Origin of the sequence: Halomonas salipaludis (assembly GCF_002286975.1) — a bacterium.
GTDB lineage: Bacteria > Pseudomonadota > Gammaproteobacteria > Pseudomonadales > Halomonadaceae > Franzmannia > Franzmannia salipaludis.
Map to the genome: position 1 here is coordinate 676,399 of NZ_NSKB01000002.1, position 12,613 is coordinate 689,011.

The following is a 12,613-nucleotide window of genomic DNA, read 5'->3' on the forward strand; positions in this document are numbered from 1 at the left end:
CCTGGGAGGGGGCTTTTTGCTATCTCCACCGTCACTTCCTGCCGCCCAGCCCCTGCCAGTCTTCAAAATCCAACTCGGGTTTCTCGGCGCGGAAGCGCGCATACAGCTCGATACCACGAGCGTCTTCCAGCACCTCCACCTCTACGCCCTTGCTGCGCAGCAAGGCTTCGGTGCCCGAGGCATTGGTGACATCGCCCACCACCACCCGGGCAAAGCCTCGCATATGCACCAGGGTTGCGCAGATCTCGCAGGGGCTAAGCGACGTGAATAGCGTGGTGCAGCTGAAGTCGATGCGGCCGGCATCGCGGATCGCCGAGGTCTCGCCGTGGTGGTAGGGGTGGTTCTCCTGCACCAGGGTGTTATGGCCCTTGCCGAGAATCCGCCGCGTGGCGTTGTCGATGATCACGGCACCGATGGGGCAGCCGCCCTCGTCGTAGCTCTTCTGCGCCAGCAGCACCGCGATACGCATCATGTCGGCATCGCTCAGCCGCTTGGCGAAAGAGTCATCCATCAACGCCGGCAGGCTGGCCGTTGGCATATGCGCCATGGCGCTGAGTGCGGCTTCCGAGACCTCCGCGTTTGCGTTGAGTAGCGTTTCCATCACATCTCCCAATAATCGAATAGCCACCCCGCCCGCGGGCCTGGGTGCCTATCAGGCTACTACATGCGCGGAGACGCGGCATGCGGCAGCCATTTCTCCCTGAAGGGAAAAACATGTCGTCCCATCGCGCTTTCCTTGCAATATGTCCCTATTGGGAAAATCATCGTTGATCGTGTGATTGCACGAACCGCCCAACGCAGCGCCACTCCGCCTGCCCCAGCCAAGAGACCTCCATGCGCAAGATTCTGCTCGTCGACAACGGCTCACTGCGTCCCCAGGCCACACTCAACCTGCGTCGCCTGGCCGATGCACTCAGTCAGGCCCGCGGCGAGGCCGTCGAGGCCGCCTCGCTGCTGCACTCCTACAAGATCCCCCCCGAGCAGCTTGACGGCCGCAAGGCGGTATCGCTGGGCCCGCTGGCCGAGCAGGCCGCCGCCCAGGGCATCACCGAACTGGTGATCGTGCCGTTCTTCTTCGGCCCCAGCCAGGCATTGACCCGCTACCTGCCAGAGCGCCTGGCCGAGGTACAGGCCAGCCACCCCCAACTGAGCATCAAGGTGGCGCTGCCGCTGGTCGACACCCTGGCGCCGCTGGACCTACGGCTGGCCCAGCTGCTGGCCGACAACGTGCGCGAGCGCATGCCGGGCCTGGCGCGACCCAAGGTGGTACTGGTCGATCACGGCAGCCCGATCCCCGAGGTCACGGCGGTGCGCAACTACCTCGCCGGTCAGCTCAGCGTGCTGCTCGCCGGGGAGGTCGACTGCGTCACCTTTGCCTCCATGGAGCGCCGCGACGGCGACGCCTACCGCTTCAACGAGCCGCTCCTGGAAGACCTGCTGGCCGCTCCCACCATGACCCAGGGCGATGTGATCCTGGCCATGCTGTTTCTCTCACCAGGGCGACACGCCGGCGAGGGCGGGGATATTGCCGAGATCTGCGAGCGGGCGATGGCCAAAACCTCCGGCCTCAATGTCACCACCACGCGCTTGGTGGGTGAGCACGACGGCATCATGGAGATCCTCGCTACCCGTCTGCAGCAGGGCCTGGCAGGCGAGCCGCTGCTGTTGGAAATGCCAGCATCAGGCGCTCCTACCTGAGCCCTAACTGACGAGCGCCGTGTCAGGCGGCGCCGAGCGAGCCGGCATTGGCGACGCCAGCTGCTGCCGGCACGCTGCGCCGGATAGAGGCAATATCCTTGCGCGGCGGCGCCCCGAACATCCGCGAGTACTCGCGGCTGAACTGCGATGGGCTCTGGTAGCCCACCGTGAAGCCGACGCTTGCCGCATCAGCCTGCTGGGTCAGCAGTAAGCGCCGCGCTTCCTGTAGACGAATCTGCTTCTGGTACTGCAGCGGACTCATCGCCGTGACCGACTTGAAATGACGGTGAAGCGATGACGGGCTCATATTGGCCACCTTGGCCACGGCATCGATACGCAACGGGTCGGTGTAGTGGCCACGAATCCAGGTGATCGCCTTGCTGACCTGGGTCAGATGACTCTCACCCAGGGCGATCTGACGCAGTGCCTCGCCCTGCTCGCTGCGCAGCAGCAGATAGAGAATTTCGCGCTCGATCAGCGGCGCCAGGATGGCAATATCCTGCGGACGCTCGAGCAGGCGTAGCAGCCGGGTCAGGGCATCCAGCAGTTGCGGCGATAGTTGGCACATCGCCATGCCCGAGCAGGGGCGATTCGAGACGGGCTGCTCCGGCATGGCGAGCAACAGTTCGGCCAGTTTCGTCGTATCGAGCCGCAGGGCACAGGCCAGGTAGGGCTGCTCGGGACTCGCCTCGATGACTTCGCCACTGATGGTCAGATCCACCGAGGCAATCAGATAGTCCCCTGCGCCATACTCGAAGCAGCGATCACCGAGCATGGTGCGTTTGCGGCCCTGCACGATAAAGCACAGCATCGGCTCGAAGATCGCCGGCATGGCCGCGGTCGGCGCATCCGTACGATACAGCATCATCCCGGGTATCGGCGTCGTATCGCACCCATCACTATGCGGGCAGAACCGTTCTATCAGACGACTGACTTCTGCAAAGGGTGGTGTGTCCATTGCCATCGCCGTGCTCCTGTATCCATAGGGGTATCAAGCTACCCCCAGGCAGTGCCTCGCACAATCTCCCGCCCTGCATATTGAGAGGATCGTGCAAGGATCGCGGAGAATCTTCACAGCCGAGGCGTCACTTCATCTCGAAGCCGCGCTTGACCAGGAAGTCGCGCATATGCGGGCGCAGCTTGGTATCGAACAGCGGCTGCAGGTTGCGCGACCAGTCGGTGTCCTTGTTGCCCCCGCTGCGCTCGCTGTAATAGCGGTGCATGGTGGCATCGAAATCGGCGACTGGGGCAAGATCCTCGCGGTAGGTGTTCTCCATCAGCACCGCCTCCACCGGCAGGCGCGGCTTGACGTCCGGGTCGTGGGCCGGGTAGCCGAGGCACAGCCCGAACACCGGATAGACGTGATCCGGCAGCGCGAGCAGGTCGCTGATCTGCTGGGGGTTGTTGCGAATACCGCCGATATAGCAGATACCCAGCCCCTCGGACTCGGCAGCCACCACCACGTTCTGGGCCATGAGGGCGGCATCCACGCTGGCCACCAGCAGCTGCTCGGTCATGCCGCGCACGACCTTGGCGCCGGTGCGCTCGGAAGCCTCGGTGGGACGCTTCATGTCAGCGCAGAACACCAGGAAATCGGAGCAGCTGGCGATATAGCCCTGGCCACCGGCCAGCTCGGCGATCATCTCGCGCTTGGCCGGATCGGTGACATGGATGACGCTGTAGGCCTGGATATGGCTCGACGTCGCCGCTGCCTGACCGGCACGGACCAGCTCCAGCAGCAGCTCGCGGGGAATCTTCTGGTCAGTGAACTTGCGAATCGAGCGGTGGGATTTCAACAGTTCGATGGTCGGGTTCATGGGGCCTCGCTAAATGTTGCATTGCTAAGGATCAAGCCGATAGCCACCAAGATACCACCCACACCCACACTCTGGCATGCTCCCAGTGCCGGCCTCGGCGCCAGGCACGCCTCGCTGCGGTGTCGTCATGTGCTGGCAATGCAACCCGTTTCAGGAGCTGGATGCCGATGAATATTCGCACGCTGGAAACCTTTGTCTGGATTGCCCGGCTGGGCAGTTTCCGGGCGGCAGCCAAGCGCTTGTATGCTTCCCAGCCGTCGGTATCGGCACGCATTGCGGGGCTCGAGGATCAGTTGGGCGTAGCGCTGTTCGACCGCATAGGCAGGCATGTGAGATTGACAGCCAAGGGCCGCGAGCTGCTGGTATATGCCGAGAAGATGCTGAACCTGCACAGCGAAATGCTCCAGGTGGTGGCCACGCCAACGGCCATCCACGGCACCATTCGCCTGGGTGTCTCGGAAACCATCGCGCATACCTGGCTACCGCAGATGATAGAGCGCGTCAGCGAGGCCTACCCGGCGATCAACCTGGAGCTTGATGTCGACATCTCCGTCAATCTGGCCGACAAGGTGGCGAATCACGATATCGATATCGCCTTCCTGATGGGCAAGGTCAATCAGCCCGGCATGATCAACCGACGCCTGTGCCGCTACTCGCTGGTATGGGTGGCGAGCCCGCGCCTGGCGATCCCCGACACGCCCTTGTCACCGGCCGATCTGGCCAAGTGGCCGATCATCACCTATCCGCGCAAGAGCGAACCCTATACCAACATTCGCTCATTGGTGGATCCCATGAATCACTCGACCCAGATCCATTCGAGCTCGTCACTCTCCACCATCATCCGCATGACGGTCGACGGCATCGGCATCAGCGCCCTGCCCCGCGAGATCATTCAGCAGGAACTGGCGTCGGGGCGACTCAAGCAGTTCGACGTGGAGGTGTCGATTCCAGACCTGGTCTTCAATGCGGCCTACGGCGCGGCACCAGGCGGCAATGTCGTGCACGCCGTGGCCGAGCTCTCTTTTCACACCGTATCCGAATGCAACGTCGATACCTGACGCCGCCAGGCGTGCCCACTGATCCAAGCTACTGATCCAAATTATTGATCAATACTGATATTAATTTTCGAATTGTATAAATCATTGTTTCTGCCTTAACTGTAATGACGTGCATTCAGAGGCAGATCTCCATGTCGTCCGCTAGCTCACTAGATGCTTATTCGACCCCACTGGCCGTTCGCCTCTCCGCCAGAGAGGGGGCACTGACAGGGCCTACCGCAGGCCTGGCCAATGGCTTCGTGCAGGTCAATCTGGTGATCCTCCCCGAGGCCCAGGCCAACGGCTTTCTGCGCTTTTGCCAGGCCAATCCCAAGCCGTGTCCGGTACTCGCAGTCAGTGAGCCAGGAGCGAGAGGCTGTGAGGCGCTCGGCGATGACATCGATATTGCCCGAGATGTGCCGGCCTATCGGATTTATCGCAACGGCCAGGCCAGCGACAGTGTCGCTGAGGTGGCCGACGTGTGGCGCGATGACCTGGTGACCATTGCACTGGGCTGCTCGTTTACCTTCGAGCATGCCTTGCAGCTCGACGGGCTCGGGGTGCGGCATATCGAGCAAGGCCGCAACGTGCCGATGTTCAACACCACGCTACCCCTGACCACCGCGGGAGGATTCGGCGGCAACCTGGTGGTGTCGATGCGCCCCTATTCGGCGGCAGAGGCCATTCGTGCCATCCAGATCACCACCCGCTACCCCCAGGCCCACGGTGCACCGGTACACCTTGGCGATCCCACCCTGATAGGCATCACCGACATCGATTCCCCCGACTACGGGGATAGCGTGTCAGTGGCTGATGACGAGCTGCCGCTCTTCTGGGCCTGCGGCGTGACCCCGCAGCAGGTGTTAATCGATGCGGGTATCGCGTTCGCTATCACCCATAGCCCAGGGCATATGCTGCTCACCGATATTCCTGATAGCCACCTGTCCCTGTTGTAGCGTTACACAAACCCAAGAAAGTGAGGAAAATTCGATGATTACAAGAAACTCCCTCGTCTCCGCTGCTGCCGTCACCCTGGCAGTCGCAGGCTCCCATGCCGTGGCCCAGGAGATCGACGAAACCAGCCTTTCCTATGTCGGCAGCTGGAGCAGCCTGTCGCTGTATCAGAACTTCGAGCGCCCCTTCTGGGAGAACCATATACCGGAAGCCTCCGGTGAGCGTATCTCGACGGACGTTACCACCTTCGACCAGATGGGCCTTAGTGGTGGCGAGGTCTATCGCCTGATGGGGCGCGACGTGGTGGAGATCGCCTCTACCGTGATCAACTACGCCGTGCAGGATGCCCCGGAGCTGGAAGGCCTGGACATGCCGATGCTGGCGCCGGATGTGGCAACCGCCAGGGAAGTCGCGGACGCTTTCCGCCCAGTACTGGCCGATGCTTTCGCCAAGCGTTATGAGGATGCGCAACTGCTGGCGGTGGTGCCCTACCCCTCGCAGATGGTGTTCTGCAACGTCGAGATCGATGGCCTCTCTGACCTGGCGGGCAAGAAGGTACGCGCCAGCGGGCGCACCACCGCCGAGTTCCTCGAAGCGCTGGGTGCCGAAGGCATCACGCTCAACTTCAGCGAAGTGCCTGGCGCCCTTCAGCGCGGCGTCGTCGACTGCGCCGTGACCGGCTCACTGTCGGGCTTCAGCTCTGGCTGGCACGAGGTTTCTACGCACCTCTATCCACTGCCGGTGGGCGGCTGGGATCACGTCGTCACGGCCATGAACGGCAACAAGTGGGCGTCGCTCTCCAGCGCGACCCAGGAGTGGCTGATGAGCGAGATCCGCGACAACTACGAGAACCCGGTGTGGGAGTCTGCCATCGAGGAGACCCGCGAGGGGATTGCCTGCCTGACCGGCGAAGGCGAGTGCACGCGAGGCGATGCCGGCAGCATGGTCCTGGTCGAGGCAACGGATGAGGACTACGCCGAGGCCACTCGTCACCTCGAGGAAACCCTGCTGCCGAACTGGGCGAACCGCGTTGACCAGGAGTGGGTCGATCGCTGGAACGAGACTATTGGTTCAGTGACCGGCCTGACAGCGGCCAAGTAATCGCACTGGATCATTGTCGACGACCGGGCTGCCAGCCAGCCCGGTTTCGTTCTGGAGAGAGACATGTTCGCACGGGTCAACACTACCCTCGACAAGCTGCTGGATGTGGTACAGATCGGCTCGCTGTGGTTGGCGCGCGCCGGTGGCGTGCTGATCCTCGTGACCGTCGCCATGGTGACCATAGAAGTCCTGTCGCGGCGCTTCATGGGACGCTCTGCCGTGCATGCCACCGAGCTCACGGGCTATATCATGGCGATCAGCGCCAGCTGGTCCTTCGCCTACACCCTGATGCGCAAGGCACATATCCGCATCGATGCCTTGTACCTGAATTTCCCCGCCAAGGTACGCGGCCTGCTGGACCTGGTCGCGCTGCTGGCCATGGCACTGTTCTGCATCCTGGTGGTGGGTGCGGCCTTCGAGATCACCAGCGACTCCTATACCGGCGGCGCCACCGCCAACACGCCCCTCGGCACCCCCATCTGGATGCCTCAAGCGCTATGGCTGCTCGGCCTGACCTGGTTCAGCGTTGCGGTGGGCCTGGTCACCCTGCGCGTGCTGTTTGGCCTGCTGGGAGGAGACATCGACGGTGTTCAACGGATCGCCGGTAGCCCGACGCTCGATGAGCAGTTGAGTGAAGAAAACAAGGAACCCCTGTCATGATCCTGCTCGCACTGCTGGTTCTCCTTGTCCTCTTGCTGATCAGCGTACCGGTCGCGGCAACGCTCATTGCACTGGGGCTGTTCCTGGATGAGTTCTTTTCCCCCTTTCCGCTGGTCAGAGCCATGGGCGACGTGCTGTGGTCGGCCTCGGACAGCTTCCTGCTGATCGCCATTCCGCTGTTCATTCTGCTCGGCGAGATCCTGGTGCGTACCGGCATCGCCAAGGGCACCTATCGCGCCCTCGAGAGCTGGCTGTCGTGGCTGCCGGGCGGCTTGCTGCATGCCAATATCGGCACCGCCACGCTGTTTTCCGCCACCTCGGGCTCCAGCGTGGCCACCGCCGCCACCATCGGCACCGTGGCGATCCCCCAAGGCAAGGAGATGAAATACGATCCCAAGCTGTTCACCGGCTCGATTGCCGCCGGGGGCACGTTGGGGATCATGATTCCGCCCTCCATCAACCTGATCGTCTACGGTTTCCTGACCGAGACTTCCATTCCGCAACTGTTCGCCGCGGGACTGCTGCCCGGGCTGCTACTGGCGGTGCTGTTCATGGCCGGTACCGCGCTGCTCTGCCTGTGGCGCCCCAGCCTCGGCGGCCCCAGCACGCACCACAGCTGGAGCGAGCGCTTCTCGGGGCTCAAGCATCTGGTGCCGGTGCTGACCCTGTTCGGCATCGTGGTGGGCTCGATCTATGCCGGCTGGGCAACGCCCACCGAGGCGGCCTCCCTGGGGGTGATCGGCGCGCTGCTGATCGCGCTGTTCATGCGCAAGCTGTCGCTTGGCATCATCGTCGAGGCGCTGGACGGCACCATGCGCACCACCGGCATGATCATGCTGATCATCATCGCCTCGTATTTCCTCAATTTCGTGCTGGCCTCCACCGGCGTGACCCGGGAGTTGGCCGGCTTTCTGGAGTCGGCAGGCCTGGGCCCCTACTCGACGCTGATGCTGGTGATCGTGCTCTATATCGTGCTGGGCTTCTTCATCGAGACGCTGTCGCTGATGGTGATCACCATCCCCATCGTCGCACCGATCGTGATCGCTCTGGGCTTCGATCCGGTGTGGTTCGGCATCCTGCTGATCCTACTGATCGAGATGGCGCTGATCACCCCGCCGGTAGGCCTCAACCTCTACGTGGTGCAGGGGGTTCGCCAAGGCGGTCCCTTCAACGACGTAATGCTGGGCGCCCTGCCCTACGTCGGCTTCATGTTCCTGATGGCCATCGTACTGATTCTGTTCCCGTCGGTCGCCATGTACCTGCCCAACCTGCTGCGCGGATAGCACCGCACACCACCGACAACCAAGGAGACTCCAATGACAAGGTTTTATCTATCCGAGACAGCGCAGCCCATCGACGTTGAGATCAAGGAACTGATCATTGCCGGCTGGGCCGGCCGTGAGCAGGCCGCCATCGACGAACATATCGAGGAACTCAAGGAGATTGGCGTCACACCGCCCTCCACCACGCCACTGTTCTACCGCGTAGCGGCCAACCAGCTGACCACCGATGCTGCCATTCAGGTACTCGGCGAGGCCTCGAGCGGAGAAGTGGAAATCGTGCTGATCGGCACGTCCCAGGGCACCCTGATGGGCATCGGTTCAGATCATACCGACCGCGAGGCCGAAGCCTGGTCGGTGGCGCACTCCAAGCAGGTCTGCGCCAAGCCCGTCAGTCAGCAGCTGTGGCGCCTGGACAGCGTGATCGAGCATTGGGATGAGCTGCAGATGAGCGCCTACGCCACCTTCGACGGCAAGGAAGTGCTGTACCAGCAAGGGGCGGTGACGGGGCTGCTGCATCCCGCCGAGCTGCTGCAGCGTTTCGGCCTCGAGCAGCCGCAACTGGCCCCCGGCCAAGCGATGCTGTGCGGCACCCTGCCAGTGATCGGTGGGGTGCGCGCCGCAGAGGCGTTTCGCATGGTGCTCGAAGATCCCGTCACCGGGCATAAGCTGGAGCACCGCTATGCGGTTGAGTCGCTTGAGGTGGTGGCATGAGCAACACCACACCCTTGAGTCAGCCGGATGGACGCTCTGCCACCCTCGACGCCCTGCTCGACGGCATGCAACAGGGGCGATGGCAGGCCAGTGACCTGCTCGACGCCAGCTTCAAGAACGCCGACGCTCGGGACGATCCCCGGGCGCGGGTCTACACCCGCCGCTTCGAGCGCACGGCCCGCGCCGAGGCGGCATCGGCCGACCGACTGCGTGCCGACGGCGTGCCGACGGGCCGGCTGGCCGGGCTACCGATTGCCCTCAAGGCGCTGTTTGACGTAGCCGGGGAAGTGACCCATGCCGGCTCCCAGGGGTGGCAGCCGGCGGCGCAGCGGGATGCCGTTATCGTCGACCGCCTGCGCCGTGAAGGGGCGGTATTGACCGGGCATACCAACATGACCGAGTTCGCCTACTCCGGGCTGGGGCTCAACCCCCACTACGGTACCCCCGACAACCCACTCGCCCCGGGGCGCATCCCCGGCGGCTCCTCGTCGGGGTCTGCCGTGGCGGTGGCCCAGGGCATGGCCGCGGCGGGCATCGGTACCGACACCGGCGGCTCGGTGCGCATCCCCGCCGCGTTCTGCGGGCTGGTGGGTTTCAAGCCCTCTCAGTCCCGCATTCCCCGGCAGGGTACCTTCCCGCTCTCGGACAGCCTCGACTCGATCGGTCCGATCGCCCGCAGCGTGGCCTGCTGCGCTCGACTCGATGCAGTGCTCGCCGGCCAGCCGTGGCGTCCGCCTACTGCACTGTCCCTGACGGGCCGGCGTTTCGTGGTACCGAGTGACTACATGCTCGACGGCATGGATGCAGCGGTGGAAGCGGCCTTTACCCGCAGCCTGACGCTGCTGCGCGACGCCGGTGCCACGCTCATCGAGGCCCCGGCGCCGGTCCTGGCCAGCCTGCCTGAGCTGCTCGAAGGCGGCGGCTTTACCGCCGCCGAGAGCTACCACCTGCACCGTCAGTGGCTGCAAGAGCATGGCGAGCGCTACGACCCGCGGGTTCGCACGCGGATCGAGAAGGGCGCCAACCTGAGCGCGGCGGACTACCTCGAGCTGCTGCAGCGCAGGCGCGAACGCCAGCGTCAGGCCGATGCCTGGCTCGCCGACTTCGATGGCCTGTTGGCCCCCACCGTGCCGGTGGTCCCGCCGCGCCATGCAGAGGTCGCCAGTGACGATGACTATGCCCGCCTCAACCTGCTAGTGCTGCGCAACCCGACGGTGGCCAACCTGCTCGACCTGTGCGCGATCACACTGCCCAATCACGCGCCGGGAGAACTGCCCAGCGGGCTGATGCTGATCGGGCGCAACGGCGAGGATGCCACCCTGTTGCGCCAGGCGCTGGCGATCGAAGCGGCCATGGAACAGCGATGCTGATCGTTCTGGCAATCAAGCTGGTGGCCACCGCCGTGGTGGTCATCGGCGTGTCCATTGCGGTAGGCAAACTGGGGCCCCGGCTCGGCGGCATCATTGCCGGCATGCCGATCGTGCTGGGACCCGGCTACTTTTTCATGCTCCAGGAGCAGTCGCCGGCGTTCATTCGCGAGGCGGCACTCTCGACGCTGCATGCCCTGGTCGCCACGCTGGTATTCAGTATCTGCTTCGTGGTCTCGGCCAGGCGGCTGGGCGCCAGGGCCAGCCTGGCGCTGGCGACCCTGTGCTGGGTCCCTGCGGCACTACTCTTCTCGCAGCTACCGGGCGGAGCGGCCATGGCCGTGCTGATGTACGCCGTGGTGCTGCTGCTGGCCGAGGGCGTGAAGCGCTACCTCAGGCTGAGTCCGCCGCGGGTGGTCGCCGTCTCGGGCTGGTTCGACCTGATCTTGCGCGGCGTGCTGGCCGGTGTGCTGGTGAGCGTCGCCACCACCCTGGCGGCCAATGCCGGCCCGCTGCTCTCCGGCCTCTTGGTGGGTTTTCCCATCGGCCTGCTCACCATCGGCTGGACCCTTCACCAGCGCTATGGCGTCGAGGTGGCCCGCGCCACCGTGAGCATGGCGCAGCAGGGCATGCTGAGCCTGGTGGCCTTCGGCCTGGTGACGGCCGTCCTGGCGGGCACGCTGCCCCCGCTGATCACCTTCCTGTCGGCACTGCTTGCTTCGATGGGGGTGAGCGCCGGCCTGTTCATGCTCAGTCAGTGGCGCACCAGACGAGCGTGTGCCAATCCCCCCGCCCTATAGCAGAGGAAGCCGATGATATGACGACGCCTGCTCCCGACAACGCCAGCGCGGTGATCGACTCCCGTTCCGGCGGCGAGAACGCCCGCCGCATCCTCAAGCGCGACCCCAATCCACAGCTGTTTCGCCCGGCCAGGTTCCGCTCGGTGGAGGGCCGCAACCGCATCATGATGTCGCCCATGTGCCAGTACTCCGGCCACGACGGACTCTCCAACGATTGGCACTTCGTGCACCTGGGTGCCCGGGCCACCGGCGGCGCCGGCTGGGTGTTCACCGAGGCGGTGCATATCGAGCCGCGGGGCCGCATCACTCCCAACTGCCTGGGGCTGTGGAACGATGAGCAGCGCGATCGGCTCGCCCGCATTGCCGCCTTCGTCGATGCCCAGGGCGCCGTGCCGGGAATACAGCTGGGACACGCAGGCCGCAAGGCCTCGGTGGGCCGCCCTTGGGAAGGCTCGCACCCCCTGAGCGCAGCACAAGGTGGTTGGGACGATCTGGTATCGGCCTCCGCACTGCCCTACGCCCAGCAGTGGGGCGTCCCCGCCGCCATGACACCCAGCCAGATCAACGACTCCATGGCCAGCCTCAGGGAGAGCACCCGCCGCGCCCGGGAAGCCGGCTTCAAGGCACTCGAGTTGCACGGCGCCCACGGTTATCTCATCCATCAGTTCCTGTCGCCATTGAGCAACCGGCGTAATGACGACTACGGCGGCTCGTTCGACAATCGGATTCGCTTCCTGCTGCAATCGATCAGCGCGGTCAGAGCGGAGTGGCCCGATACGCTGCCGCTGTTCCTGCGCCTCTCCTGTACCGACTGGGTCGAGGGCGGCTGGACGCTCGAGGAGACCGTGCGCCTGGCCAGGCTGCTCAAGGATGGTGGCCAAGTCGACCTGATCGACTGCTCGTCCGGCGGTAACGACCCGCGCCAGCAGATTCCCATTCATCCCGGCTACCAGATCCCCCTGGCCCAGGAAGTCCGCACCCAGGCGAAGATCGCCACCGGGGCAGTGGGCCTGATTCACAGCCCCGACCTGGCCGAATCGGTGATCGCTAACGGCCAGGCCGACCTGGTGATTCTGGGCCGCGCGCTGCTGGCCGACCCCGCCTGGCCGCTGAGGGCAGCGGCCACCCTCAAGGCGGAAAACGTCGAGTGGCCCAAGCAGTACGAACGCTCGAATATCTTCTGAA

13 protein-coding genes are annotated in these 12,613 nt (G+C 64.3%); 10 read left to right on the top strand and 3 right to left on the bottom strand.

The window, feature by feature from the left end:
• Nucleotides 1-31: 31 nt before the first annotated feature.
• Entirely contained in the window at nt 32-601 is a 570-nt protein-coding gene (locus tag CK498_RS07075; protein WP_095620129.1) for a nucleoside deaminase, read from the bottom strand.
• A gap of 233 nt (nt 602-834) precedes the next feature.
• Here CK498_RS07075 and CK498_RS07080 point away from each other — a divergent pair, with 233 nt between their 5' ends.
• Complete coding sequence (locus CK498_RS07080; protein WP_095620130.1) at nt 835-1,698, top strand: sirohydrochlorin chelatase; 864 nt, start codon at nt 835-837, stop codon at nt 1,696-1,698.
• A 22-nt stretch (nt 1,699-1,720) separates the two neighbouring features.
• Here the strand turns inward: CK498_RS07080 and CK498_RS07085 are convergent, their stop codons facing one another.
• A complete protein-coding gene (locus CK498_RS07085; RefSeq protein ID WP_229358989.1) occupies nt 1,721-2,566 on the bottom strand; it encodes an AraC family transcriptional regulator in 846 nt (281 codons plus the stop codon).
• A gap of 217 nt (nt 2,567-2,783) precedes the next feature.
• Nucleotides 2,784-3,515: an oxygen-insensitive NADPH nitroreductase gene (gene nfsA / locus CK498_RS07090; RefSeq protein WP_095620132.1), complete on the bottom strand. Its 732-nt coding sequence runs from the start codon at nt 3,513-3,515 to the stop codon at nt 2,784-2,786.
• Nucleotides 3,516-3,682: 167 nt separating this feature from the next.
• Here nfsA and CK498_RS07095 point away from each other — a divergent pair, with 167 nt between their 5' ends.
• The 9 genes from CK498_RS07095 to CK498_RS07135 all read left to right on the top strand — a co-directional run bounded on the left by CK498_RS07095 (nt 3,683) and on the right by CK498_RS07135 (nt 12,612).
• Nucleotides 3,683-4,573, top strand: a complete 891-nt coding sequence (locus CK498_RS07095) for a LysR family transcriptional regulator (protein WP_095620133.1) — start codon at nt 3,683-3,685, stop codon at nt 4,571-4,573.
• 131 nt (nt 4,574-4,704) lie between these two features.
• The gene (locus CK498_RS07100) at nt 4,705-5,508 is read left to right on the top strand and encodes a putative hydro-lyase (protein WP_095620134.1); all 804 of its coding nucleotides are present in this window, start codon (nt 4,705-4,707) and stop codon (nt 5,506-5,508) included.
• 34 nt (nt 5,509-5,542) lie between these two features.
• Nucleotides 5,543-6,607: a TRAP transporter substrate-binding protein gene (locus CK498_RS07105; protein WP_095620135.1), complete on the top strand. Its 1,065-nt coding sequence runs from the start codon at nt 5,543-5,545 to the stop codon at nt 6,605-6,607.
• A gap of 63 nt (nt 6,608-6,670) precedes the next feature.
• A complete protein-coding gene (locus tag CK498_RS07110) occupies nt 6,671-7,267 on the top strand; it encodes a TRAP transporter small permease subunit (protein ID WP_095620136.1) in 597 nt (198 codons plus the stop codon).
• Nucleotides 7,264-8,550 carry a TRAP transporter large permease gene (locus CK498_RS07115; RefSeq protein ID WP_095620137.1) on the top strand — a complete coding sequence of 429 codons (1,287 nt, stop codon included), beginning with the start codon at nt 7,264-7,266 and terminating at the stop codon, nt 8,548-8,550. The genes CK498_RS07110 and CK498_RS07115 overlap by 4 nt, the downstream gene beginning before the upstream one ends.
• 33 nt (nt 8,551-8,583) lie before the next feature.
• Nucleotides 8,584-9,261, top strand: coding sequence for a DUF2848 domain-containing protein (locus CK498_RS07120; protein ID WP_095620138.1), 678 nt, complete (start codon nt 8,584-8,586; stop codon nt 9,259-9,261).
• Complete coding sequence (locus CK498_RS07125) at nt 9,258-10,631, top strand: amidase (protein ID WP_095620139.1); 1,374 nt, start codon at nt 9,258-9,260, stop codon at nt 10,629-10,631. The genes CK498_RS07120 and CK498_RS07125 overlap by 4 nt, the downstream gene beginning before the upstream one ends.
• Entirely contained in the window at nt 10,625-11,428 is an 804-nt protein-coding gene (locus CK498_RS07130) for a hypothetical protein (protein ID WP_076749101.1), read from the top strand. Before CK498_RS07125 ends, CK498_RS07130 begins: the two co-directional genes overlap by 7 nt.
• Before the next feature lie 17 nt (nt 11,429-11,445).
• A complete protein-coding gene (locus CK498_RS07135) occupies nt 11,446-12,612 on the top strand; it encodes an NADH:flavin oxidoreductase/NADH oxidase (protein ID WP_095620140.1) in 1,167 nt (388 codons plus the stop codon).
• Nucleotide 12,613 lies beyond the last annotated feature (1 nt).